The organism is Dyella mobilis (assembly GCF_016904945.1).
GTDB lineage: Bacteria > Pseudomonadota > Gammaproteobacteria > Xanthomonadales > Rhodanobacteraceae > Dyella_B > Dyella_B mobilis.
In genome coordinates this window covers 338,732-365,548 of the sequence record NZ_JADIKF010000038.1, presented here as the reverse complement: position 1 = coordinate 365,548, position 26,817 = coordinate 338,732, and the positions used below count along the sequence as shown (strand labels likewise).

Sequence of the window (26,817 nt, the reverse complement as noted above, 5' to 3'; positions counted from 1 at the left end):
GGAGACCGATCATGACGAAAGCCGAACTCGTGCCTGCCGCCGAACTGGTGAAACGCAACGGCGTTACGATTCCCAACGAAAGCCAGGCCTATCGCCAGGCGCGCAATGAGCTGCTGCGCGAAGAATTCGAGTTGCGCCGGCAGATCGAGCGCGTGGCCGAACTGCGCCGCGCGCTGCCACCCGGCGGTGAAGTGATCGGCGACTACCGTTTCCAGGGCGAGCACGGGCCGGCCGGCTTTGCCGATCTGTTCGGCGACAAGCAAACCCTGGTCGTCTACAGCTATATGTTCGGTCCACAGCGCGAGCGCCCGTGTCCCATGTGCACCTCGATGCTCAGTTCGTGGGAAGGCGAGGCGCGCGACATGCATCAACGCATTGCCCTGGCCGTGATCGCGCGTTCGCCGATCGAACGCCTCGCGGCCTTCAAGCAGCAACGCGGCTGGCGTGACCTCAGGTTGTACTCGGACATCAACGGCAACTACAGCCGAGACTACGGTGCGATCGAAAAAGACGGCAGCGACATTCCGGCTCTGCACGTCTTCACGCGACGCGACGGCACGATCCGTCACTTCTGGGCGGGAGAAATGAGTTCAGAGACAGCGGACCCGGGCCAAGATCCGCGCGGTGCGCCCGATCTCATGCCGATCTGGACCGTGCTGGACATGACGCCGGAAGGGCGCGGCACGAATTGGTATCCCAAGCTCGAATACGCAGAATGACACTTTCATCGCCGATGCGGTTTGGGCCTTGGGCGGAGTCATCCCGGCGGCCGCTCCATCGTCGGCCAACACCCTCAAGCAGCAAGCTGCTCAATGGCATCGACTGCCTTGCCCAGCGCGCGCCGTGCTTCTTCGAGGTCGTAGTCGTTCTGCAGGCCTAGCCAGAAACGTTCGCTGGTACCCAGTACACGGGCCAGGCGGATGGCGGTGTCAGCGGTGATGCCACGCTTGCCGAGCACAATTTCGTTGATCCGGCGTGGCGGCACGCCGGCAGCGCGGGCTATCGCATTCTGGCTGATATCCAGCGGCTCCAGAAATTCTTCAAGAAGAATTTCACCGGGATGAATATTGGGAAGACGCTTCACGGGTAACTCCGATTCAGTGATAGTCGACGACTTCCACGTCGTGGGCGTGCCCGTCTTTCCAACTGAAACAGATACGCCATTGATCGTTGATCCGGATGCTGTGCTGGCCCTTCCGATTGCCCCTCAATGCCTCCAGGCGGTTCGCCGGCGGGCTCTTCAAATCATCAAGCGTGGACGCGTTCGCCAACATGCGAAGCTTGCGTCTGGCAACGGGCTGAATGACCAGAGGAAGGCGTCGAGACGGTGTGCCCGCCCAGATCTTTGCAGCTTCCTTGTCAGCGAAACTCCGTATCACGAGCTAACCATAACGGGATGCGTCATATGACGCAAGTCGTTATGATTTGGTGATCGCTGGAGAAGTTCCAGGAAGTCTCAAATGGCTGCGGGTACCGCCATGGGCGCCTTCGCCTTCCGGGCCTTCTCGTAGAAATACAACGCCGAAACCAGCGTAATCAGCATGCCGATGCTCGACAGCGTCATCACCGTGTCGGCATAAAACGATGCCCAGGAAAGATGCATGCCGCCGAATTCCTTCACCAGAATCACTGCCACGCTGCCCATGTAGCCGCTGCTGTCGGCGATATACATGATGAAACCCACGTTGCCGCCGACGCGGAAGGTCGCCAGCATGCGCTCGAAAAAGGTGGCGTTGTACGGCACATAAGCCAGGTACAAGCCGAAACCGCTGAGGCCGATCCAGCCGATCGGATCGATCATCGCGTGGTTGTGCATCCAGGTGGACAGCACGGCGATGCTGAAGCCGCCGAAGATCAGCACGTGGTTGAGCATCAGCGCACGAAGGTTGTCGCGCACGATCATGGTGAAGGCAGTGATGATCAGCACGGCAATGGCGATCGGCACTTCGGTTTCGGTAAACACCGAGGCATCGCCGCCGCGGCCCAGGTCGCTCCAGATTTCCGCGGCAAAGTTGTCGCGGAAATCGCGTGTCACCGTCAATGCGACATAGGCCATCACGATCATCGCGATGCCGGGCAGGAAGCGCGCGAGGAACGCGCGCCGGGTGGTTGCATCCATGGGTACGCGCATGCTGCGCGCCGCGATATCGGCTGAATCCGGTGCGGGCAAGTGTTCCAATATCCAGGTCGCCGCGCACAGGGGTGGAATGAACAACATGCCGGTGGCAAACGGCATCCAGAACTCGCTGACGTGCCAGCTCACCATCAGCCAGGTACCTACCGACTTCACTACTCCCGAGCCCACGATAAAGCTGGCGCACATCAGTGCACCCATCAGTTCGGTGCCGCGGCGACCCTCCAGGTAGCCGAAGATCACCCCCCACACCATGCCCAGTGGCAGGCCGTTGAGAAACAGGAACGGGACATTCCACGGCGCCGGCACCAGGGCAAAGCCCAGCAAGGCGATCCATGCGAACCCGATCAGCCCGGCCAGGGTGCGGGCGCGCCGCTGCCGCTGGATTTCCGCGATCCAGGTAATACCGCGCACCTTGCTCAGCATGTAGCCCAGCACCTGCGCGATCACCAGCCACACTTTGTAATCGATGCCGGCCAGGTGCAGCCCTTCGAACGAAGCGGCCGTAAAGGGTTTGCGGAAGGCATACATCGACGCGTACGCCAGGAACGCGGCGGAGCCTGCCAGCAGATTGATCGCCATGGGATGGCGGCGGATACCCGATAAAAACGACACGAAAAACCCACCCGGAAGCAGCCGATGTGGCCGTGCCGGCAGGGTGCAGCGCGCAGGTTACAGTGGCGTGGCGATCACTAGCCGCGGGGACCCCCAGCGTCTAATCGGCGATTTCCTGCGCAAAGCCGGCGATGATCACGCGCATTCCGCGTTCGAAGCGTGCGTCATAGTTATCGAACACCTCCGATCCAATGCTGCGCGAGAGCGGATACAGATCCGCATCCACCCGTGTCTCGCGGGCGGAGAGGGTATAGCGCGGATCGCGTTCGCCGCTGGGCGACAGCACCGCCTGCTGTTCGATGGTGAAACCGATCACGTAGCTATAGACCGTCGTTAGGCACGCGGCTGCATCCGGCGGCGCAATGCCGTTGGCCTGGAACAGGGTCAAGGCGCGTTCCATCGAGGCGTAGAGCCGCGTATTGGTCAGGCGGGAGCCGGATACCATGCGGGCGCCATCGCGGTAGCGCAGCAGAACCTCGCGCAGGTGGTTGCCATAGGCCATGCTCCATTCCGGCCACGTGGCAGGCAGTCGCTTGCCTTGAAAGGATTCGGCCCAGTCGACCAGCACCTGGGTCGCCATCTCGTCCACCAGATCCTGCTTGTTCTTGAAACGCCAATAGAGCGTTGGCGCCTTGACGCCCAGTTCGGCGGCAATCGCCCGCAGCGTTACGGCTTCCAGGCCGCCCGCATCCAGCAACTTCAGTCCGGCCCTGACCACCGGTTCCCGACCCACCCGCATTCAGCTTCTCCCGACCGCTTCTCTAACGTTGTAAGAGCTCTCTAACCGTGTTATAGAATACTCCCTAACAACGTTAGAGAAAGAGGTGCCATCATGAATCCTCCGGGTTCCACTGATGTCCTGATCGTCGGAGCCGGCCCCACCGGCTTGATGCTGGCCTGTGAACTGGCCCGCCGCGAGGTACCGTTCCGCCTGATCGATGCTGCCCCGCAAGCCTGGAATGCTTCGCGTGGGAAGGGCCTGCAGCCGCGCACGCTTGAAGTGCTGGAGGACCTCGGCGTCGTCGATCGGATACTGGCGGGGGGTCGCTTCGATCTTCCGCTGCGCTTTTACGACGCCGATGGCAATCACCACGACCAGAAGCTCTGCGAAGGGCTCGAACCGAGTTCGGATGTGCCGTACGGTTCGCCGCTGCTCATTCCGCAGTGGCGCGTGGAGCAGATCCTGCGCGAGCGGCTTGCCGAATGGGGCGGGCAAGTGGAATACGGTGTTGCGCTGGAAAATCTCGTGCAGGATGCCACCGGCGTCACCACCACGGTGTTGCGCAGCGATGTGCCGGAAACGATCCATTCACGCTGGTTGGTCGCCTGCGATGGTGGCCGTAGCACGACGCGACGAATGCTTGGCATCGACTTCCTCGGCGAAACGCTGGAAACGCATCGCATGTTCGTCGGCGACGTACGCGCGAGTGGCATCGACCGTGAGTTCTGGCATGCGTGGCGCAACCAGGAAGGTGTGGTGGCGCTCGCGCCGTTGCCGGGGACGGATGCCTATCAATTTCAGGCCTCACTGACACCGGACATGCCGACGGAACCATCACTGGCACTGTTCCAGCAGATTCTCGAAACCCGCAGTGGCCGTCGTGACATTCGCCTGATCGATGCCAGTTGGATGTCGTACTGGCGCGCCAATGTGCGCATGGTCGACCGCTATCGCGTGGGCCGTGCCTTCGTTGCCGGCGACGCCGCACACGTACACACGCCGGCGGGCGGCCAGGGCATGAACACCGGCATCCAGGATGCGTACAACCTCGGCTGGAAACTGGCCGCCGTTATCGGTGGCGCAAACGAAAGCCTGCTCAACACCTATGAAGAAGAGCGGCTGCCCGTAGCAGCTGCGGTGCTGGGTCTGTCGAACCGATTGATGGCGCGTGCGGTTGCAGCACGGCACCTGGTTCCAAGACGCGGCGCGGAAACCTTCCAGCTCGACATCAACTATCGCGGATGCTCGCTGGCGCAGGAGCTGCGCCACGCGCCGAGTGAGTTGCGCGCGGGCGATCGCGCGCCGGATGCGCCAGGCCTGCTTCGCGACGGACAACCATGTCGGATGTTCGACCTGTACCGTGGCCCGCACATCACCCTGCTCGCTTTCGGCGAAGGATGGCAGTCGATCATGGCTGAAGCAGAAGCGCGTTTCGGCAACCGCGTAAAAAGCGTCGTCACGGGCGATGCCGGCTGGCAGGATAGCGAAGGCCACGCGAGCAGAAACTACGGCATACACGGCGACACGCTGCTGCTGATTCGTCCCGATGGCTACGTGGGGCTTGCGACAAGTGATAAAGCGGCCGGGCCGATCCTCGCCTACCTGGAGACGTGCCTGCCGCGCGTCTAATAATCCACGACGTCTACGCTGCGGTGCTTGCTCACCACCGCGGCGCCGATGCTGCGAAACGCGATAAAGGCGATCACCAGCAGCAACCCCACGGAAACCATCGCCGAAAGGTGCATTCCGCGTACCACCAGCGCGTTGCTGTCACCTGCCAGGGCCCCAAACAAGGCCACGCCCATCGCGCCAGCCGCCTGGCGCGCCGAATTGAGCACGCCGGAGGCCGTGCCCGACGCTTCCTTTTCCACCGACGACAGCACCGTCGTCGTCATCGCCGGTACGCCCAGGCCCATGCCGCACGGCAATAGCGCAAAAGCGGGCAGCATCAGCAGATACGGGCTGGTCGCGCCGAGCAGCAGGAATAGCCCGAAACCGACGGCGTCGATCAGTGCACCCAGCACCATGGGCAGGCGTGTACCGACTTTTCCGATCAACCATCCGCTGAACACGTTGACGCCGAAGAAACTCGCCGTCAGCGGCAGATAGGCCAATCCGGTGCGCAACGCGCTATAGCCCTGCACGCGCTGCAGATACAGGCTGAGCAGGAACACGATGCCGTAGTAGGTGAAATTCATCACGATGCCGTACGTCACCGCGGCACCGAATCCCTTGGCGCGGAAGAATCGCAACGGCAGCATCGGCGCCGGGCTGCGCGACTCCACTCGCAGAAACAACGGTACGGCCAGCAGCACGGTCGCGATGCAACCCAGCACTAGCGGGTGCGTCCAGCCCAGCGGCTGCGCTTCGATCACCGCCATGGTGAGTCCGGTCAGGGCCAGGATCGCCAGCAGTTGCCCAGGCAGGTCGAAATGCTTGTGCTGCGCCTTCAGTTCCGTCTCCGGTACGCGCAGGGTGAGCCAGGCGCCCAGCAGGCAGACCGGAATGTTCACGAAAAAAATACTGCGCCAGTTGGCGACGCTCATCAGCAAGCCGCCGACGATGGGTCCCGCCGCAATGGTGATGCTGCCTGCGGCCGTCCACCAGCCGATCGCACGCGCACGCAAAGCGTGTTCGTGTGCCGTTGCGTGGCTAAGCAGTGCGAGCGAACACGGCATCATCGCCGCCGCGCCCAATCCCTGCAGCGCCCGTCCGGCAATCAGGGTTGTTGCGTTGGAGGCGCAACCGCACAGCACCGAGGCTATCCCGAACAAGGCCATGCCGTAGAGATAGACCTTGCGTGCGCCCAGCCGGTCGCCGAGATATCCCATGCTCAACAGCAGTACCGCGAATGCCAGCGCGTAGGCATCCACCACCCATTGCAGGCCGGCCACGCCGGTATGCAGGTCGCTGGCTACGTGCGGCAGGGCCACGTTGACGATGCTGACATCGAGCTGCACCAGCGCAAAGCCGAAACTGGTTGCGGTAGTGACACGCGCGATGCCGCGATGGAAAGATCGCTGATCCATGTCAGTGCGTTGCTGTGGGGACGGGGTAGGCCAAGCTTACGGCAAGGGGAGTGTGGATATTTCGCTCTGCGCCGTAATATCCGTTTCTTGCACCGAAAAAAAGCCCTGGCGGCAAAGCCGCCAGGGCGCTGGTACATCTATGGATGAAAGGAATCAGAGTCCGTTAAAGGATTTCCACGCCGATAGCAGATTCGTGGCGTTCACCGAACCCAACCCGTTGGCGAAGCTCCAGCCCGCCTGCGCCGCGTAGGCGGCCGTGGTGCTGTTGTACTTCGTCGCGCTGGTCGAGGTCAGGCCGACCTGGGCCGGTCCGAACAAGCCTTCGAAGTTCTGGATCGTGCCGTAGTAGTAGCAATCGGTGGTTGCCGGGACTTCGCCCTGCAGTTCGATGCACTGCGTGGAGTTGCCGCCATCGGTGATGTTGTGGAACACGCACTTGCCGGTGCCCTTGGTACCGTTGTTGGCATCGCACCCGGCCAGTGTCGACGGCGCCTTGCCGTTCGCGCCACCGTATTCGGCATTGGCCAGCTGATACAGCGTCGGTGCCGCATTGCCCTGGTCTACGGAGCCGCCGGCAGCGGACAAGCCCTGGTCGACCAAGGCCTGGATGCCTGCGAACATCGGCGAGGACAATGACGTGCCGCCTTCCAATACCACCGGCGAGGTGAAGTTCGCCGCACACGGATAAGAGCCCGTGCACAGGATCACCCACGAGTAGCCGCCATACGAGCCGGCGAACAGCGAGACGTCAGGCAGATCGCGCGACTGATCCTTGGCCGCACCGTGCACGATCCGTTGCCAGGACGGCTTTCTGTCTACCGAGGACGGTCCGCCGCTGCCGCTTTCCGACGTGACGTAGTAGCCGTAGGGATCGTAGATCAGCGCGTTCTTGCAGAACTGCAAGGCGGTACTGTTGATCAGGTCCTTGGCTGCGCGGGTGTTGCCGCAGGACTGGTTCCAGGTGATTTCCGGCACATACGACTTCGCCGAACCGTATACCGGGTTCAACGTCGTGTTGAAGTACTTGCTGGAATCGCCGTCGAGCACATCGGCCGTATCCGAGCCGCCGACGCCGGTATCGTTGGGCGAGGTGGCAAAGGCGTTGGCATCGACACCGACGCCATTGATGATCGAGCCGTTGAAACTCGGGTTGGAACCGGAGTCGCCGCTGGAGACGAAGACCGAAATGCCTTCGGCATCGGCCTGTGCCCACATCAGGTCGATCGCCATCTTGCTGGCGCTGTCGGTGAAGCCTTCACCGTAACCGTAGCTGGCGCTGATGACATCCGGACGCGAGGCGCCATTGATCAGGTTGCTGGCTGCGGTAAAAACACCGCCGAAGAAATTGCTGCTGCCGGCATCGTTGCAGGTCGCTACCCAGATATTCGCACCGGGAGCGATGGCGGTGGTGTATTCCGAATCGAGCACGGTCTCGATGCTTTCGCCATCGGGGCTGTTGCCGCCCGGATCCGTGCAGTTGCCCGTATCGGGCGACAGCAGCGGCTGGAACTGCTTATACGTTCCGCCATAACCGCCCAGACCGAACTGCGTGACGAAATTCGGCCAGTCCGATACATCCATGTCCTGGTCTTCCACCACGGCAATCGTGATGCCCTTGCCGGTCAGGCCGCTGGTGTAGAGGGGGGACGTGTTGTAGATGGTCTGCATGTCATAAGGCGCGAACCCGCGCACGCCGCCGCTGAAACTCACCATCGGACTGGGACCGGCGGTGGTGTTGGACTTGGGCGACTGCTGGATCTTGAAGCGCTGGTTCGATGCACTGAACTGCGCCACCTGCGGCTGCTTGTGCTGTGCCTGCGGACGGAAGTCGTTGAGACCGGCCACGCCGACCACCACGTCTCGCAACGCCGTCGGCATACTGATGTCGCTCGCGTTGGCCACGTGGCTGACGTGATTGACGATGTAATGGTTTTCCTGCGTGTGGAAGGCCGTGCGCACCTGGCCTGCGGTACCGCTGAAATCGACCTGCATCTTGTTGGGGTATATGCCGTTGACCTTGAAGCCTTGCGACGTCAGCCACGAAGTCACTGCATTGATATCGGCATCGGAAACGCCGAAGTTCTGGCCGAACTCGTCCGGTGTCACCCACTGGTGGAACTTGGACGAAGACGGATCGTGCTGTGCGGCGATCAGGTTCTCCAGTGCGTTCGTGCGCAAGGCGCTGCGCTGGAGGACGAGCAGCATGTGGTTCATCGGGGTGGAATCGGCGACTGCCCCGGTGGGTGAAACCTTGTCCAGCAGCGACAGGTGCGTATTGCCCAAGGTGGAAACCACCCTGTTGTCGACGGTCTGCGTTACCCGCGGTGCTTCGGTCGTGTCGATACCCGCCAGCGCGGCGTTTGAAGCGGAAGCCAGGGCGATCGAGGGCAGCGCGGCAAGGGCGGCTGCGATCGATACGCCAATCATCACGTGCTCGGTTTTCACGTCTTTTCTCCCTAAAGGCATGGATGAAAAAAGCGAGTTCCCCTGTGATGGACGGTCAAGCCGGTAATGTCGTCGCAATAACCTCTCTTCCTAAGGTACGAACGGAGTCATCGGACCGCGGTGTGGGCTCGACGCAGCCGTGCAGGCTGCGGTCGCGTTGACCTTTGCTTAACTCCCTCTGCGCCCCCGGCAGAAAACCGGGGATTCGATGTTGCTCCCGGCCCGTTTGGCCGTCCAGTGCTCCGGATGAATTTAGGTGTTACATCTGATTTACAGATCACAAAACCAGCTGAATGCACCTGCGCGAGGCTGACGTTTTTCCGCAGCGGTCACGTGTGAATGCCGGAATGGAATAAGCCGGCACCGATACGTGAAGAACTCATGACGACGATGCCGACACCAACTGGTTGCGACCTTGCGCCTTGGCCCGGTACAACGCCGCGTCGGCAGCATTGAGAAGGTCGAGCCAGGTCAGCACGGTGCTGTCGCCCTTGGCCACGCCCAGGCTGGCCGTAACGGCCAGGCGCTGGGCGCCCGGCGCGGTTATCTCGTCGTCCGCAATGGCGTGCCGGATGTTTTCGGCCAGCGTGCACAGCTCTTCCATCGACAAGCCGTTGGTCAATATCGCGAATTCCTCGCCGCCGTAGCGGAACGCGACGTGCGGCGCGGCCACCAGGCGCATGATGCGGCTGGCCACCTCGCGCAAGACCAGATCGCCGACAATGTGGCCGTGCACGTCGTTGATGGGCTTGAAGTAATCCACGTCGATCAGGATCAGTCCGCGCCCCTTGGACAGCCGCACCGGCTCGGCGGAAAGATCGCCGGTGATCTCCTCCAGCGCATGGCGGTTGAGCAGGCCGGTCAGTGCGTCGGTGTGTGCCTGGCGACGTAGGGAACGGCTCAGCTCGTCGCGTTCGAAGGCCAGTTGCATACTGTTGACGTGGTGCCGCCGCAAAATGTCCAGGGCGTCGTGCAAGGCGCGCACTTCGGCGCTGTTGCCGGCGCGCGGCGCACGGCGCAGGTCGCCCTGGGCAAGGTTGATGATTTCCTGCCGGGCGAGCAAAAGCGGACGCGTCACCAGGCGTTCGGCGGCGCGCAGCAGGGCCAGCAGGAAAACGCAGAACCCCAACAGGCAGGCGCCGATCAGCAGCACGTGCCTGCGGTTGTCGCGACGGGTGCGGTTGACCTGAATCAGGGCGCGCTGCATGAACAGGTTTTCCAGCTTCTCCAATCCCATCAGGTCGGGCATGACCTGGCGCGTGAACGCGGCCGCGCGCAGCGCGTAGCTGGAGCCGGACTGCGCCACTAGAGTGTCGATCAGCGGCAGCGTGTGATGGAAGAAGCCTCGTTCCACCTGTGCGCGCACGTTGTCGATATCCTCGTGATCCTGGTCGCTCGGATCGATGTGTCCGGGGATCAGGTGATGAATTTCCTGGACGTGGCCGCGCAGCCTGGCCAGCACCAGCTGCCGGGCCGGGGCGATGGGAGCCGGTGTCGAGAGCGGAACGATCAGCATCGAACCCATGCGTCCGCCGTATTCGCGCAGATCGCTGAGCACGCGCGCCATCTGCACGATGCCGGCCTGGTCCGGCGCGCTCTGCATGGCCTCGCCGTAGAAACTGTCGATCAACGGGTCCAGCTGCTTGCGCGCGTCGATCATCTGGTCGATGGCGTCCTGCAATTGCTGGGGCGATCGATCGGACGGCGCGTGCAGCAACAGTTGATCGATATCGGCGCGGCCGCGCATCAATGAGCGTTGCGTGCTCAGCAATTCCTGCCGGCGCTGATTTTCCGGCGGCAATGCCTGCACCAGTCCACTCAGTTGCGCCAGCGCCTGGTCGGCGCGATCGCGCGCCCGCGCCATGCGTGCCGCGGTCGACTCATACGGCTGCCCCGCGTCCTGGTCCAGGCTGAGCACAATGTTGGAAGGTCCCCGTTCGGCCGACACCGCGTTTCCGGCTTCGAGCACCTGTGCATAGGATTCCAGCGCTTGCACATTGCGCGAGCTTTGCCGGTAGGCATTCAGGTAGCCGGGAAGCACGTAGCCCGAGATCCCCACCGCCACGCCCAGCAACAACGCCGCGCCCATCCTGAGTTGTGCTTGAAGCTGCATGGATCCCGCTCCGAACCCTTAGGCGCAGGAGCGACCGTCCGCTGCGGCGCTCCGATGATGGTTGCAGATGGGTCGAGAGATCACTGAATTCTCTGGTCGGAAAGGCAAGCCGCTATATCGGCCGCTGGGCGAAAAACCAAAGACCTCGATGCGTCATTGTGGCGAGGACCGTGGCGATTTCCGAACCGCCTGCGTCGCCGTGACGCAGGCGGCAACACGCCAAGCGGTCAGGCCGACAATGCAGATTGTTCTCGTCGCTCACAGTCCCTCCCTAGGGAATACGCGTGACGCATGAGGGAGCCGGCCTCCAGGCCAAGCTCACGCGGGACGCCAAACATAGCGAAAACCGGTTACCGGTACAGCCAAAAAGCGCCGGTTTGCAAACCGGCGTTCAGCTGGGAAAAAGTTGCGCGCCGGTCGGCCGGTCTGCGGTCGAACGATCAGGCCACGCCGCGCAAGCGCGCAGCCACGCTCACCGAAGCGATCAAGGCGTGCGACAGCACCTGCATGTCGATCGGCATGTGCCGCCGGCGCACGTCGAGCAGCAAGGCTATGCGCATGTCGTCGCTGTGATTCCACACTTCGTGCGGATAGGTGTCGTCCCACAGCAGTTGCTGGCCATCGCCGATGCGATGCTCCTGGTCGTTGAGCGACAGCACGGCGGCGGGCCGCCCTTCAGCGTCGAGCGGTACCGACAGGCCGAGCTGGAAGCGCAGCACGCCGCGGAACGGCCCGCGATGCCGCGGAATGTGCTTGCGCGGCGCCAGGAACGACAAGCTGGCGGAAAGCACATCCGGCGTCGACGACACGACTTGCGCCAGCGCCGGACAGGCCGCCATGTTCTTGCCGACCTCGGCACCGTAGACCTTCAGGATGAAAAGCCGCCAATCCTTGCCGTCGTTGGCGGAAATCGGCGCTTGCGCCGGCATGATTTCGTGAAAGCGCGGCACCGACTGCATGCGCGAAGCGGCTATCGCCAGCGCCTCCGCGCGGATCGCCGGCCACGCCGTGGCGAAGTTGGCCGCCCCGGGGAAATAACTGGCGGCATCCAATACCGGTGGCGTAGTGATGCGCGCGTCATAGATGCGCCGCACGGCGTTGGCTGACAGGTCATACAACGTGCTCATGCGTGGGGTGTCCCGTCGCGGGTTTATCCAGGAAGAACGACGCCGTCGCGAAGCAGTATGGCACCGGATTCCGCGGTTGGCCTTCAACAACGCTTACGGAGCAAACGAACCAGCGCGCGGGACGTTGACGGTCGGCCATCGGTGGAGAACGCGGAAGTCGTCGCTTCACCATCGTGTGTCGGGCGCCGTTCACGTAGACAAGCCGCAGGGACATCCCGTAGATTGCTTGCATGCTCAATCCATCGACTCTCTCGCGACGACGCTGACGATTCTCTTGCGACAGGCACGCAGTTGCCGGTCACGCGGATTTGTACGTTTTCGGAGACCTCGATGTTTCAAGCCATTCCGGCGCGGATCGACGCGATCCTGCGCGACGCCTTTCTAGCCCTCGACCTTCCCGCCGAACAGGCGCGCGCCGTGCGCTGCGCGCGTCCCGAGCTGGCCGACTTTCAATGCAACGGCGCCATGTCGGCGGCCAAGTCCAGCGGCCGCACGCCGCGCGAGGTTGCCGACGCCGCCGCGGCGCAGCTTGCGAGGCGGCCCGAATTCGCTGAAGTCGCCGTCGCCGGTCCCGGCTTCATCAACCTGCGGCTCGCGGCGGCGCTGCTGGCCAAGGCCGCGACCGAGCTGCTGACGGATGCGCGGATGGGCATCGCCGATGAAGGCTGCGGTCGCGTCGCCGTGATCGATTTCGGCGGCCCCAACGTGGCCAAGCCCCTGCACGTGGGCCACTTGCGTTCGCTGGTGCTGGGCGAAAGCCTGCGCCGATTGTTGCAGGCTCGGGGTTGGCGGGTGATCGCCGATGCGCACCTGGGCGACTGGGGACTGCAGATGGGCATGCTGACATCGGCCCTGCGCGAACGCGATCCGGGCTTGCCATGGTTCCATCCCAACGACGCGGGTAAGTGGCCCGATGCGCCGCCGGTGTCGCTGGACGAGCTGGAACGCCTTTACCCGCAAGCTGCCCAAGCTTGCCGCGATGATCCCGCGCGCATGGCGCGGGCGCGTGCCGACACGGCGGCTTTGCAACGAGGCGACGCGGGGCTGCTCGCGTTGTGGCGGACTCTGCGCGAACTCTCCCTGCAAGCGCAACAACGCGATTTCGCCGCACTGGGCGTGCAGTTCGACCTGCTGCTCGGCGAAAGCGATGCGCAGTCGATCATGCCCGCCATGATCGACGACCTGCGCGCACGCGGCATCGCCCAAGCAAGCGACGGCGCGCTCGTGATCACCGTGGCGCAACCGGAAGATCGTCACCCCGTGCCGCCATTGCTGCTCTCCAAACAGGACGGCGCGGCACTCTACGCCACCACCGATCTGGCCACGCTGATACCGCGAGTAACGCAGATGCGCGCCGCGCGCATTCTCTACGTGGTCGATCAACGCCAGGCCCTGCATTTCGAGCAGGTGTTTCGTGCAGCGAAAAAGGCGGGCTTTTGCCCCGACACGCAACTGCAACACGTCGGTTTCGGCACGGTGAACGGGTTGGATGGCAAGCCTTATAAAACGCGGCAGGGCGGCGTTGCGCGTCTGGCCGATCTGCTCGACGAAGCGATCGATAAAGCGGCCGAACGAATGAGCGAATCGGGCCACGGTGCCGATCTCGCACCCGAAGAAAAAGCGCGCGTGGCGCACGTGCTCGGCATCGGCGCGGTGAAATTTGCGGATCTGTCGGGGGATCGCGAATCCGGCTACCAGTTTGACCCGGAGCGCTTCGTATCGTTCGAGGGACGAACCGGTCCCTATCTGCAATATGCCTGCGTGCGGATACAGTCAATTTTGCGCAAGGCCCGTCAACGTGACGAAAGCATGGGAACACCGTGGCCGCAAGCCGCCGCCGAACGCGAGTTGCTGCTTGCCTGCCTGGCGTTTCCCGATGCCGTGGCAGAGGCTTCGCGGCAGCTGCAACCCGGCGTACTGGCAGAATATGCGTTTCAGCTGGCGCAATGCTTCAGCCGCTTCTATGCAACCTGTCCGGTGCTGGCTGCCAAGACGAAAGAACAGCGAAGCTCGCGTCTGGCTGCGTGCGAGCTGACTGGTCAGGTGCTTGCGCGCGCGTTGCAATGGCTGGGGATCGACGTTCCGGAGCGCATGTGATGAGGCGCCTGGCGATCCCGCTCGCTCGTGCAACGGGCATGATGAGCGTGAGATGACAAACATCACTTAACGTCATCGCCCCCATCGCGCAGTATCACCAGCCAAGGAGGGGGAGCCATGAAAACACTGTTTCCTTATGGATTGGATGCACCGCCGGTGGTGCGCAACCTGGTACTGGGGTCGCTGGCCTGCTGGCTGGTCTTTGCACTGAACGCCGCGCATCGGCTGCCGATCATTGTCAACGGGCTGCAATGGCCGGGCCTGAGCCTCGCCATCGGCGCGCTGGCGATGATCTGGAGCAGCCACTATGGAAAATTGCGTCGCCGCGAAAAGCTGCTCGACCATCTGGATTGGCGCGGCGACGAGCACGTGCTCGACATCGGCTGCGGTCGTGGCTTGATGGCCGTGGCGGCAGCCCGCCGCACGCCGCGCGGTCGCGTCACGGGTATCGACATCTGGCAAAGCGAAGATCTCAGCGGCAACGGGCCCGATGCCGTGGCTGCGAACGCAGCGCGCGAAGGCGTGGCGGCCAGGGTGGAAACGCGCACGGCCGACATGCGCCAACTGCCTTTCGCCGACGGCGCGATCGACACGGTGGTGTCCTGCGCCGCCATCCACAACATCTATCAGGCCGAAGGGCGTGATCGCGCCATCGACGGCATTGCCCGCGTGCTGCGGCCAGGCGGACAGGTATTGATCGACGATATTCGCCATTTGCCGCAATACGCCGAAAGGCTGCGCGCCGCCGGTTTCGAAGTAGACCTCATGCACGGCATCGACAGCGTATTCTGGCGCGTGCTGAGCCTGGGCAGTCTCGCGCCGGGCACGCTGGTGGGCCGCAAGCCGCTGTAAATCAGGGCGTGGCGGTCATCACGCAATTGCGCCCCGCGCGCTTGGCTTCGTAAAGCGCAATATCGGCACGGCGGCGGGCGGCCATCAGGTCCAGCTCGTCGCTGTCGGCGATGGCGGCGCCGATGGAGACGGTCAGCTCGCAACGCTGACCCGCGATAAAGAACGACGAGCGCTCCACCGCACCGCGGATGCGCTCGGCCAGCGCCATTAGGTCGCTCGATTCCACCGAGGGCGACAGCACCAGGAATTCTTCCCCGCCCACGCGCCCGACCAGATCGCCGGCGCGCAGCATGCGCCGGATATTGGCGACCAGCTCCAGCAGCACGCGATCGCCATCGTCGTGCCCGAAGCGGTCGTTGATGCTCTTGAAGTGATCGGCGTCGATCAGCAGCACGCCGATCGGCTCGCGTCGGTTGCGCGCCCGCGTGACCAGCGCTTCGGAAGCCTCGAGCAGGCCAAGCCGATTGATCACCCCGGTCAACGGATCGATACGCGCCAGCTCGTGCAGGCCGCGCTGCAGGATCTCGTTGTAGAGCAGCAGGAACCCGACACTGGCAAACAAGGGCTGGATGCCGAACAGCAGCACGTAAATGGTGTTGATCAGCGCCGGTGTATCGATGCCGGGCGGCGGCGTGGGCACCGCCCACAACCAGATGTTGCGCCAAACCAATAGCGCCACGGACAGCACATACGTCCACATCAACAGGCATTGCGCACGCGTATCCGGCTTACGGCAGCCGCCCCACAGCGCCATGATATTGAGCGTGCAGTTGCAGGCCAGGAAGAACGATCCCCACAGCACGCGCAGGAGATAATCCGGATGGGCGGTGCTCAAATAAGTCACGCCCAGCCAACCCCCTATCCCCAGCAGGATGGCCTCGCGCCAACAAAGCCGGCGCTGCAATACCATGCGCAGCGCAACGATGGTCACGGCCTGCGCGGACAGATTGAGCGTGTTGCCCACCAGCAACACGAAGATGGGCGACACTTTCGAGGCAAACGCCAGGATCAGGTCGGCAGAACCTTCCAGCAACAGGGCCACGGCGCGCAGCCGCAGCCCGTTGATCGCGTGGGTGCTTCCCCCGCGGGTACCGAACCACAGCATCAACGCCAGCGCCAGAGCCTGGCAGCCGTTGACCAGTGACAATGTCTCGACGTTCAACTGCATCGTGAGATCCGGGCGCGGAAAGGGTTCAACCGCATTCCTTTCGAATGCGGAAGCGATTGCTGAAACACGTGGAGCCGCGCGGTTCAATGTCCGTTGGTGCTCGATACGCTCGCCACACTTCCCCCGATTCCCCCGACACCTCAGCGTTGGACGATTCGACGTGATGCGCGCGTCAGCACCCATCATGGGTGAATGGCGACACGCGTCAGTCCCGGGAAATCAGGCAAGGAACATGCCATGACGTGTAAGGATCATTTCAAACAGACGTCCAAACGGTTACAGGGCACGCGCGGCGCGCAGCCTTTCGCCACCGCAAGCAAGCGAAGGTAAGCGAACGCGGAAAATCGCTTCTTTCGAAAGAATTTACGGATGCCGGTACGGCGAAAGAGGTGCCGATTGCGCGCTGCGCGTCACTTTTTTCGGAATCTAGCGCTCGCTGGTCATTCACGAGAGGTATTCGTAGGAGATGCCGCCGAGTAACCCCCTCCCGTTAAAAGGAGGCTAGGCCTCGGAAACAGCCACGGATAAGCGTCGATATCTCCGCCAAGCCGATAGCGGCTATACCCCATGCCGATGTAGGCCAATGCCATAAACGCCCAAAACATCACAAAAAAAACGTGACCGCATCGATGCCACGGTGAGAAAGCGTGAGTTTTGGTGAGAAAGCGTGAGGGAATTTCCAGCCGCGTTCTGCAATCGTTTGCACGTCGTCATCGGGGACGGCGCCACTGTTTGGGGACACGGATGACTGCACCGAATTATTCATGGGGATACACGTGGCTGCTATGCGTTTTCTGCAGCGCAGCCTTCGCGCAACCACCCCAAGCCGCTCAAACGCAGGGCAGTACCCCAACCGCGGCCGCTACGCCAAATCGCAATACGACGCCGGGGAAGAGCCCGCAAGCGGGCAGCTCAGGCCTCAACAGTGCGGTCAGCGTGAACTACAGCTACGACAGCCTGGGGCGCTTGATCCTGGAAAGCTATCCCGCCCAAACCAGCGGCTACAGCTACGACGCGGCCGGCAATCGCACGCAGTCGCAAACCCAATAACGTCAGGTCGAAGAGGGAACTTCCATGCACACCTACTTGCCATCGCGCGCACGCTTATTGCTGGCAATCGCCACGTTTGGCGCAGCATTCAGTACGCACGCCCAGAACCGGCCACCCCAGCCCGAAGCGAAGCAGACGTTCAATCCACCGCAAAATACGGCGCCATCGCAATTGAACATGCCGTTGATGAGCGTGGACGAAGGCCAGCGCTTTCAACAGCAGCGCGCGGTAAAGACGAGCGACGTACCGGTCAGCAAGATGCTGCAGCGAGAGAGTGCTGCAACAGGAGCGGCAAAACCGTCGCTTGAAGGTGTCAGCGGCGAAGCCATGAATTTACCCAACAGCAAGCCCACGCTTGGGCACGTGTTGCCGACCAGCCACGCGACGCCGCTGGGATTCCCCCGCGCCGACTTTGCTATCGGCAGCAGCACGCAAGCCACGCAAACGGTGAAGGGCGACAAACCGTCGTCCAGCAGCGGCCTGAGCAACGCTGTCATCAAGTAACACAAGCCTTGCCCACCATTCATTGCCCCGGTTTCGACCGGGACCAGTGGCGCTTTGCCATCGGGAACCGTCATGTCGCATCAAATTCGCATTCTTCCGCAAGCCATCGTTGCCGCGCTGCTTTGCGCCGTTGGCGCTGGTACCAGCATCTACGCGCCATCCGCACAAGCTGCCCTGCCTGCCTTGACCTGCACGCCGCCACCGGCAGAACCGGAAATCGCAGCGCTTGCGCGTTCGCTGGAATACAACCTCAGCCTGATCTACGAGTACGTCTATTACAACGTCGACTACTCGCCGACCTGGGGTTCGAAGAAGGGTGCTCTGGGCACGTATCTCGATCGGCGTGGTAATGGCATCGACCAGAACACGTTGTTTGTCCAATTGCTTCGGCAATCGTGCATCGCCGCCAATTACCGCTACGGCACGGTCACGCTTCCCACGGCAGCGGTCGCCAACCTGTTCGGTGTGCAAAATACCGTCCCCGCTATCGCTACGGTGCTGGGCAACGGCGGCTTCTCCGCCAATATTGATGCACAAAACACTGCGCTCAACACAGTCTGGACCGAGGCCACCGTCAACGGCACGACCTACGAGTTGGACCCATCGTTCAAGTCGTATGCGGCGTACACGCCCATCGACCTGGGTGCGGCGATGGGCTATTCCCGCGATGCTCTCATGGCGGCAAGTGCAGGTGGCGCATCGCCGATTCCAGGCACGCCAGCAGGCGTGGTGACGGCGCAGCATTTCAATCGGGCCCAACTCACCGGCCTGCTCAATACCTATTCGGGCAATCTCGCCAACTATCTCAAAACCAACCTGCCATCGGCTTCCACCAAGCAAGCCTACGGCGGGCGAGACATCACCAACGATTACTACGGTTCGACTTTTCCTGCCGTAGGCACGGTCTATGGCAACCTGCCGGATTCGTTTGAAACCGTCTTTACGGTGACTGTCTCCGACAGCGCGGACGGTAGCAACCCAAGCCTTAGCACCAATGTTTATGCCAGCCAGATCGCCGGCAAACGCCTGACTCTCACATACAACGATGCCGCTCAACCCGTACTGGCGCTGGATGGCACTGTGCTGGCGAGTGGCAGCGCTACGGGTGTGCCTGTGCAGACCGTCTCCATGACGGTGCAGCACCCCTATCCGGCAGGCGCCAATTTCTCCACCTGGACGGTGCACCCGCAAGTCAAAACCGGCGGCACTTATGCGCTGATGCTGGTGGCGGGCGAACTCGGGCGAGACAGCCTTACCCGGCACCAAAAAGCCGTGCAGACCCAGCTCAAGAATGGGCAGACCGGCGAACCTGCCACCGGCGAGGCGTTAGCCGCCATCGGTACGGCGTACCTGAGCCAATCCGATCGCGCCACGCAATTCTCGGGCGACTACTTTGGCTTTGTCGATGTGCGTCACGCAGCCATGGGCATCGCCGGCAAAACGACTTCGGCCTATGTGGACTTTCCAGGTCAGACCAGCAGCCTGAGTCCCTTCGACGCCAACATGTCCATCAACGACATGAAGGCGGCGCTCACCGGTCTCAACATCTTCAATAGCACCCTGGAATCCACGGCGGTCGATCAGCTGCAGAAAAATCCAGCCGTCTCGACGGTGCGCATGTTCGATTACGCCAATAACGACGGCACCGGCTTTATCGAGGCCACTTATGCCAACTGGGGACAGGTGCAGCCCCTCTTGCAGAATTGGAGCGATGCCAGCCAGGCAGCGATCGCGGGTTATCTGCAGGCGCATCCGGATAACGGCCAGATATTCATTCCCCAGAACGGAGCACGCAAGGTTGGCGATTGGACAGGGAGCGGCTATTACACGCTCGATACGGCCGGCAATATTTTCAATATGGCGTATCTGATTGCTGGGGGGTATTACGGGGGGTACGGCACGTTGCCCAATTTTAGTGATGTGTCATCGGGTTCCTACTCTGCTGCTCCAACAGCACAGTTCTCCGACCCGTCACCGAAGAGCAGTGAGCCGATCGATATGTACGCCGGCAACTATCTCTACGACCATCAAGACATCGACGCGGGCAACGGCGATTTCCCGTTTCGGCTTAGTTTCAATCGCTCCTACAACTCAAGTAATGTCAATCAGACTACGAGCTTGGGCGCAGGATGGCGCAACAACTTCATGACGTCAGCCATGATAGACAGCGACAGCTACCTTGCGTTCGGCGATGACAACCCTCTGGCAGCCGCACCGTCTGCAGTGATGGCGTATGTGTTGAAGGATCTATCCAACGGCGACCGGCCCGTGCTCGGCAATACCGTGGTTGCTTCGCTGGCCGCGAGTTGGATGATGGATCAGCTAGTCGACAACGCCGTAACCCTGAGCCTGGACAGCGGCACCAAGAAGTTCGTCAAGATACCCACCGCCAATGGGCCGCTGTATGTGCCGCCCCCGGGCGACGCATCCACCATCACGGTAGATCCCAACAGCCAGGCGATCACACTCACCGATAAATTCAAGAACGTCTACCAATTCGACGGCGACGGCAAGCTGGCCCAGTGGCACGATCTCAACGGCAACGACGTAAGCTTTACCTACAACGGCACTGGTGCGGGGAAAACCCTCGCTCTGGTCAGCAACAATCACAGCGCCAAGCTCAGCTTCACCTACAGCGGCGATAAGCTGACCCAGGTTAGTAACGGCAGTACGGCGGTAACCTTCGCCTACAATGGCGATTCACTTGCCGGTGTCACTAATCAGGCCGGTAACACCACTCGCTACACCTACGATCCTTCCGGCCGCCTGGCGTCGATTTTCTATCCATCATTCCCGGATACAGCCGCCGTCACTAACTTCTACGACGCATTGGGCCATGTGAAAACCCAAACCGACGCCGCCGGCAACGCATGGCAATACCTGTTTGCCAATGGCCAGCGCGCCTCCGAGGTCGATCCGAACGGCTATGGCTGGGTGCTCTACTACGACAAGAACGGCAATAACATCGAAGACATCGATCGCGTCGGCAACCACACGTTGTTTACCTTCGACGGCGTGGGTCGCAAAGTGCAAACCACCTATCCGGCCGGGGACAGTGTCGCCGTCACCTACGATGCCAACAGCAACGTGCTGAACCAGATCACCCGTCCGATTCCAGGTGCCATCGACACCATCACCGGAGAGCCAGCCACGCCGTTATCCGAATCATGGACGTACGATCCGGTCTTCAACAAACCGCTCGTCGTCAAGAACGCGCGCGGTTATGTCACAAGCAACACCTATGACGCGGCAGGCAATCTGGTCCAGATTTCGCAACCAGCCGTGCCCAGGCCTGGTAGCGTCGCGACCGCGCCGGTCACCAAAACGGCTTATAGCTTCGGCCTGCCCACCGACGTGACGGACGCCGAGGGCCGAGTCATCACTTACACCTACGACCCAGCCACTTTGAACCTGCTCAGCAAAGTCGACGACGCAGGCCGCCTCAATCTCACCACTCAATACAGCTACGACGCGGTCGGCAACAAGCTCACCGAAACCGACCCGCGCGGCAACACCACGGCTTATCAATACGATGCTCTGCGCCACGTCACCCAGATCACGCCGCCAGCGCCGTTCGGAAGCAGCATCACTCAGTACGACTATGACGCCGATGGCCAGAAGATCGCCGAACGCCACGCCACCGGCGATGCGGCCGACCCTTGGCGCACCACGACTACGGTGTACAACGCCAGCGGCAAAGTCGTTCACGTTATCCAGCCTGATAACACCAGCAAATTGACGACTTACGACAACATCGGCCGCACCGCCACGGAGCTCACATCCAGCGGACGGCAGGTGGCCTACGCCTACGATCCTGATTCGCGTGTCATCCAGATCACCGACCAGGTCCCCGGAAACCTGGATCCGTCCATCACCCGCAACCTGGGTTCCGTGATGCGCGAGCAGCGCACCTACTACAACACCGGCGGTCTGGCCACGCTCACCGACGGCAACGGCAACAAGCTCACCTATTACTACGATGGCTTCAAGCGCCAGAAGCAAATCAGCTATCCGGACAACCGCTACGAGCTGCACGGCTTCGACGAAGCTGGCAACGAACTGGTCACCCTCAATCGCTCCGGCCAATTGATCTGGTTCGGTTACGACCCGCTCAATCGCATGGACAGCAAGACACCGGACAACGAAGCTCAAGTGGGCTATGGCTATGACTACACCGGTCGCCGCCTCGTCGCCAACAGCAGCGCCGGCCTCAATGTCAGCTACGGCTACGACAGCGCCGGCCGGCAGACTAGCGAAGCCCGCAGCGATCTCGGTGCTACCACGTGGACTCTTGACGCCAACGGTAACCGCACCTCGCTGACCTGGCCGGGCGCACCGGCCTATACGACCAGTTCCGCCTATGACGCGATGAACCGCCTGACGGATATCTACGAAGGCAATCCAGGTGGCGGCAAGAAGTTGGCGCACTACGAGTACAACGTGCTCGCTCAACGAACGGACGCAGAAACCACCGGCACCTTCGTTGCCTCAAGAACACACGTGGATTGGACGAAAGGTGGCCAGATCAGCTTGCTCAACCACAGCTGGACGGGCGGCAACCTCGATTACGAATACAGCTATAACGCCGATCACCAGCGGACTGGCGTGGACGTGAGCGACCCGAGCTTCGTGCCCGTGGGTCTGCAGGCCAATACGCAGTCCTACGCAAGCAACGCGCTCAACCAGTACACAAACATCAACGGCGCAAGTCTGGCCTACGATACGCGCGGCAACCTGATTGCGGGTAACGGTTGGAACTACAGTTACGACACCGAAAACCATCTCTATCTGGCAACCACGACCGGCATGACGGCCAGCTACACCTACGATGTACTGGGGCGGCGTGAAAGCAAGACGGTCAATGGTGCCACCACGCACTACCTGTCCGTGGGCGACCAGGAAATTGCCGAGTACAGCGGTACGGGAGTGCTTCAGAAGCGCTTTGTATATGGCCCTGGCATCGACGAACTGGTAGCCATCGTAGATCCAAGCAACAAGCACCAGTTCGCACTGACCGACGCGCTAGGTTCGGTGATTGGGCTCGTCGGCGATGACGGCATCATGAGCGAGAAGAATGCCTACACGGCGTATGGCACGGGGATCAGTTCCAGCAACAATCCATCGCCGTATCTTTATGCGGGACGACGTTACGATCCGGAGACGGGGTTGTATTACAACCGGGCGAGGATGTATTCGCCGGCGTTGGGGAGGTTTATGCAGACTGATCCGATCAATACGGCAGGCGGGTTAAATCTGTATGCCTATGTCGGAAACGATCCGGCAAACTTTACAGATCCATCTGGACTAATTTGGCCAATTTTATTGAGGGCCTACCAACTGTACTCAAAAATACCAGCGCCAGTTCGTGTGGCCAGCGGTATTTACGACCTAAACAAAATTGTAAATTCTGGCAACATTGAGAATCCCGACTATCGTTTTGGGGGAGCGGGGGCAAGTGGGTCGTGGGATGCATTAGGTACAGCAGAAAATCAGCCAACCGCAAATCCATCAAGCAATGAATCTGCCGATGACTTCATACAAGATGCAATTAGAAATATTATAGAAAATACTCATAAATGAAGAAAAGGTGGATTGTGAGGTGAGATTTAGGTGATTGTTGAAATAGTCGAATTTGTTGTGGGGTTCGTCAATGCTCTCAGCATGTGGCGGTTTATGGTGTGCTCTTCCCTAGGCGCAGTAATCGGCTTGTTTATCTACTTTCGCATCGTAGACGCATTGCTGGCGTTATTTTTATCTCTCGCGGTGTTAGTAACCGGAGTTCTTTTGGGGTGGCGCTGGCAACAAAAGCACGAGACAACTCAAGGCAAGCGCTCCCGATGATGGCGGACTCAAGTTGGTAGACCGCGTTGTTGGAAGTAAACCTGGCCGCGCTACCCGGTTCGCTAGATTCAGTGAACGTGCTCGCCGGCGATGGCTGCATCGTGAGCCAGAATGATTGACGCGTCCCACTTAACTGGCAGCAGTTTCAAGCAATCGCCTACAGAACGCCCGTTAGAACCAGCGGAAAATGTGGCGATTGGCAAGGAGCTGCCGGGTGCCTCACGTTGACGGGTTCCATGTTGTGAAAGCTGTGTTTCAGCGTCGTCTAACCGGCGCGTTGGCCTTGGTATGCCTCGCACTAATTATCGTGTTTTCGATGTTGGTGGGTGGCATGGGCCGAAATGCTGGTTGGAGGCCCACCCTGCCAGTACGATCTTTGCCGGCCATCGTGGTCTCGGACGCTGTTCCGATGGCAGCGCCGTTGTCGGCCATGCGGGACACGTGGCAACACACGTTGTTCGAACCATCTCGCAGAGTGTTGCGGCTCCCCAGCGCGGAGGTGTCGACCGCCAGGTTGGAGGGGCTCACCTTGACCGGTGTGGTGCAGACGACGTCGCTGCAGATCGCGTTGCTGCAAGATGCGTCCGGTAAAGCTCTGCGCATTCCAAAGGATGCGATGTACTTGGGCTGGAAGCTGGTGTCTGTCGAGCCACACCAAGTGATTTTCGAGCAAGGAGCGGATCGTACGAAGTTAAGCTTTGCGGGGTCGAAGGACAAACTACCTCCCGGCGATTTGGTGGCGGTACCCGCCACGACTACCGCAGCCATTCCCGCGCCGGCGCCAATGATTACCACGGATGCGAAAGCCTCCGTGGAACCCGTTGCATCGGGCGATGACGCTGCCATTAGGCAGGCGCGCATGGACGCGTTGAAGAAAATCGTCACGGAGCGGCGGAAGGGCTTGTCGCCCACGACAGGAAGTCCTTGACCATGTCACTCCTACCACGTCACCTGCTTCTGCTGGGAGTGTTGCAACTCTCCGCGTGTGTCCACGTTCCGATTGAGAGGGATGCCACCTTGCAGGAAGCGCTCGAAGGCGTCGGAAAGCCGGTGCCTGAGCCACTGTCCACCTACACTTCCCCAGCCGATGCGCCGCATGAGCCGCGCCGCCGATCTGAACTCAGCATCGGTACCGGCAAGTTTGTACAAATGGTGCCGGTGGCCAAGCCACGCCCGCCTGCAAGTGGCAATGATCGCGTCAATTTCGATTTCGAAGATCAACCGATCCAGGCGGTAGTGGGAGTGATTCTCGGTGATCTGCTCAAGCACCCTTACACGCTTGCACCCGGTGTGCAGGGCAAGGTGACGTTCTCGACGGCCGAGCCCGTGGACCGTGGTCAGGCACTACCCATTCTGGAAATGCTGCTGTCGTGGACCGACAACGCCTTGGTGCGAAACAGTACGGGCTATGTGGTGCTACCGGCCAAACAGGGGCTGGCCGGCAACGTGGTGCCAGGATTGTATGGCTCGGCGCCGCAGGTGGGTTTACAGGCACGCCTGTTTCCTTTGCATTACATCGCCGCCAGTGAAATGCAGAAGCTTCTGGCACCATTCGCCAGACCGGACGCGATCCTGCAAGCCGACGATCAGCACAACCTGCTCATATTGGCGGGCAATGAGGAGGATCTGCAGAACTACGAGCGTGCCATCGTAGCGTTTGACGTCAATTGGCTCAAAGGCATGTCCGTAGCCGTGTTCGATCTTCAGCACAGCGACGTCGGCAACCTGCAAGCGGAACTGGATAAATGGTTTGGCCCCAAGGCCGGGACACCGGTGGCTGGCATGGTGCGCTTCATTCCCATGGAGCAGACCAACACTTTGATCGCGATCAGTGCGCAACCGGACTATCTGGAGGAGGTGGCGCGCTGGGTGGAGCGGATCGATCGTGGCCGCAGCAATCAGCCGCAGCTTTACGTTTACGACGCACGCAATATCGACGCCCGCGATCTGGCCGCATATCTCAACGACATCTATGGTTCAGGAAATTCGAGTGCGTCTGCACGGGCATCGGGCACGGTAGCGCCCGGCCTTACGCCATCCACCATCACCTCATCAGGCGGCATCGGAGCCGCCGGTCCCGGCCTGGGCAGCAATGCGCAGGGCTTCGGTAGTGGCGGCACGGCAAATCCTGCGCAATCCGCAACGTCGGACAATGCGCGGAGGCCAGGTGGTGCCACGCAGATGCTGGACAACGGCGTACGCGTCACAGCCACCGACAACGGCAATCAATTGCTGGTGCGCGCCTCGGCCGAGCATTGGCTGGAAATGCTGCCGGTGATCAAGCGTCTCGATACCATGCCCTTGCAGGTGCAGGTAGAGATGCGCGTACTGGAGGTCAAGCTTACCGGTGAGTTCCAGTTTGGCGTGCAGTGGTATTTGCAGGGCCTGGCAGGTAAGGGCAACGATACAGCCGATGGCGGTGCCAATCCCAGGCAAGGTGCGCTCGGGCGCGGGTCCAGCGCCTATAACCCGAATGACACGTTCTTCTATTCCTTCGTCAACCACCGCGTACAGGCAGCCCTGCATGCCATGGAAAGCAGCGGTAGCACCAAGGTGTTGTCGGCGCCGTCGGTGATCGTTGCCAACAAGGAATCCGCTCACGTGCAGGTGGGCAGCCGTATTCCCATCACGCAGAACTACATCGATACCGGTGGCAACGCCAATTCGACCATTGGCAGCGTGCAATACGAGGACACCGGCGTGATTCTGGACGTGACGCCGCGCATCAACCCCGGTGGCTTGGTTTATCTCACCGTGGGCCAACAAGTCAGCAACGTGGATACCACCGCGACGGGGGATGCGGCCGGCAATCCCACCATCCAGGAACGCCAGATCACCACGCATGCGATCGTGCGTAGTGGCCAGACGGTATTGCTCGGCGGGCTCATTCAGCAGGATGACTCCGAAGGAAGGAGCAAGACCCCATGGCTGGGTGATATCCCGCTGCTTGGCTATTTGTTCGGAAGCACGTCACGCGCGCACGACCGCACGGAGCTGATCGTGCTCATCACGCCTACGGTGATCTCAAACAGCGAAGATGCGCGGCGCATTACCGAGGAATACAAGAACAAGTTGAAGGCATTGCAGCCTCCGGCCAGGAGATCCGAAAAACTCTAATCCC

Annotated in this window: 18 protein-coding genes; 9 read left to right on the top strand and 9 right to left on the bottom strand. The window is 61.3% G+C overall.

Annotated elements, in window-relative coordinates; genetic code table 11:
* The first annotated feature begins 11 nt into the window (after positions 1 to 11).
* On the top strand, positions 12 to 719 hold the full coding sequence (locus ISS99_RS09255; protein ID WP_204631324.1) for a DUF899 family protein: 708 nt from the start codon (positions 12 to 14) through the stop codon (positions 717 to 719).
* Between the two features lie 74 nt (positions 720 to 793).
* Here the strand turns inward: ISS99_RS09255 and ISS99_RS09250 are convergent, their stop codons facing one another.
* From ISS99_RS09250 to ISS99_RS09235, 4 genes are all read right to left on the bottom strand, one after another.
* On the bottom strand, positions 794 to 1,084 hold the full coding sequence (locus ISS99_RS09250; protein WP_204631323.1) for a HigA family addiction module antitoxin: 291 nt from the start codon (positions 1,082 to 1,084) through the stop codon (positions 794 to 796).
* Between the two features lie 13 nt (positions 1,085 to 1,097).
* Positions 1,098 to 1,379, bottom strand: a complete 282-nt coding sequence (locus ISS99_RS09245; protein WP_204631322.1) for a type II toxin-antitoxin system RelE/ParE family toxin — start codon at positions 1,377 to 1,379, stop codon at positions 1,098 to 1,100.
* A 77-nt stretch (positions 1,380 to 1,456) separates the two neighbouring features.
* On the bottom strand, positions 1,457 to 2,749 hold the full coding sequence (locus tag ISS99_RS09240) for a DUF5690 family protein (protein WP_284343766.1): 1,293 nt from the start codon (positions 2,747 to 2,749) through the stop codon (positions 1,457 to 1,459).
* 100 nt (positions 2,750 to 2,849) lie between these two features.
* On the bottom strand, positions 2,850 to 3,488 hold the full coding sequence (locus ISS99_RS09235) for a TetR/AcrR family transcriptional regulator C-terminal domain-containing protein (protein WP_204631321.1): 639 nt from the start codon (positions 3,486 to 3,488) through the stop codon (positions 2,850 to 2,852).
* Positions 3,489 to 3,581: 93 nt separating this feature from the next.
* Between ISS99_RS09235 and ISS99_RS09230 the strand changes: the two genes are divergently transcribed.
* Positions 3,582 to 5,099 carry an FAD-dependent oxidoreductase gene (locus ISS99_RS09230; RefSeq protein WP_204631320.1) on the top strand — a complete coding sequence of 506 codons (1,518 nt, stop codon included), beginning with the start codon at positions 3,582 to 3,584 and terminating at the stop codon, positions 5,097 to 5,099.
* Here ISS99_RS09230 and ISS99_RS09225 read toward each other — a convergent pair.
* The 4 genes from ISS99_RS09225 to ISS99_RS09210 all read right to left on the bottom strand — a co-directional run bounded on the left by ISS99_RS09225 (position 5,096) and on the right by ISS99_RS09210 (position 12,184).
* Positions 5,096 to 6,499 (bottom strand): MFS transporter, encoded by a 1,404-nt coding sequence (locus tag ISS99_RS09225; protein WP_204631319.1) that lies wholly within the window; start codon positions 6,497 to 6,499, stop codon positions 5,096 to 5,098. The two genes, ISS99_RS09230 and ISS99_RS09225, sit on opposite strands and share 4 nt — an antisense overlap.
* 153 nt (positions 6,500 to 6,652) lie before the next feature.
* Positions 6,653 to 8,944 (bottom strand): S53 family peptidase, encoded by a 2,292-nt coding sequence (locus ISS99_RS09220; protein WP_204631318.1) that lies wholly within the window; start codon positions 8,942 to 8,944, stop codon positions 6,653 to 6,655.
* Between the two features lie 379 nt (positions 8,945 to 9,323).
* Positions 9,324 to 11,057: a GGDEF domain-containing protein gene (locus tag ISS99_RS09215; protein ID WP_204631317.1), complete on the bottom strand. Its 1,734-nt coding sequence runs from the start codon at positions 11,055 to 11,057 to the stop codon at positions 9,324 to 9,326.
* Between the two features lie 440 nt (positions 11,058 to 11,497).
* On the bottom strand, positions 11,498 to 12,184 hold the full coding sequence (locus tag ISS99_RS09210) for an aspartyl/asparaginyl beta-hydroxylase domain-containing protein (RefSeq protein ID WP_204631316.1): 687 nt from the start codon (positions 12,182 to 12,184) through the stop codon (positions 11,498 to 11,500).
* A 330-nt stretch (positions 12,185 to 12,514) separates the two neighbouring features.
* On the opposite strand from ISS99_RS09210, the gene argS reads away from it, so the two are divergent.
* A complete protein-coding gene (gene argS / locus ISS99_RS09205; protein WP_204631315.1) occupies positions 12,515 to 14,281 on the top strand; it encodes an arginine--tRNA ligase in 1,767 nt (588 codons plus the stop codon).
* A gap of 117 nt (positions 14,282 to 14,398) precedes the next feature.
* Positions 14,399 to 15,133 carry a class I SAM-dependent methyltransferase gene (locus ISS99_RS09200; RefSeq protein ID WP_204631314.1) on the top strand — a complete coding sequence of 245 codons (735 nt, stop codon included), beginning with the start codon at positions 14,399 to 14,401 and terminating at the stop codon, positions 15,131 to 15,133.
* Position 15,134: 1 nt separating this feature from the next.
* On the opposite strand, the gene ISS99_RS09195 is transcribed toward ISS99_RS09200, so the two are convergent.
* On the bottom strand, positions 15,135 to 16,301 hold the full coding sequence (locus ISS99_RS09195; RefSeq protein WP_204631313.1) for a GGDEF domain-containing protein: 1,167 nt from the start codon (positions 16,299 to 16,301) through the stop codon (positions 15,135 to 15,137).
* Between the two features lie 936 nt (positions 16,302 to 17,237).
* On the opposite strand from ISS99_RS09195, the gene ISS99_RS23665 reads away from it, so the two are divergent.
* From ISS99_RS23665 to gspD, 5 genes are all read left to right on the top strand, one after another.
* A complete protein-coding gene (locus ISS99_RS23665; protein ID WP_204631312.1) occupies positions 17,238 to 17,351 on the top strand; it encodes an RHS repeat protein in 114 nt (37 codons plus the stop codon).
* 24 nt (positions 17,352 to 17,375) lie between these two features.
* Entirely contained in the window at positions 17,376 to 17,855 is a 480-nt protein-coding gene (locus tag ISS99_RS09185) for a hypothetical protein (protein WP_204631311.1), read from the top strand.
* Between the two features lie 72 nt (positions 17,856 to 17,927).
* Positions 17,928 to 23,435, top strand: a complete 5,508-nt coding sequence (locus ISS99_RS09180; protein ID WP_204631310.1) for an RHS repeat-associated core domain-containing protein — start codon at positions 17,928 to 17,930, stop codon at positions 23,433 to 23,435.
* 790 nt (positions 23,436 to 24,225) lie between these two features.
* On the top strand, positions 24,226 to 24,624 hold the full coding sequence (locus ISS99_RS09175) for a hypothetical protein (RefSeq protein ID WP_204631309.1): 399 nt from the start codon (positions 24,226 to 24,228) through the stop codon (positions 24,622 to 24,624).
* A 2-nt stretch (positions 24,625 to 24,626) separates the two neighbouring features.
* Entirely contained in the window at positions 24,627 to 26,813 is a 2,187-nt protein-coding gene (gene gspD, locus ISS99_RS09170) for a type II secretion system secretin GspD (RefSeq protein ID WP_204631308.1), read from the top strand.
* Positions 26,814 to 26,817 lie beyond the last annotated feature (4 nt).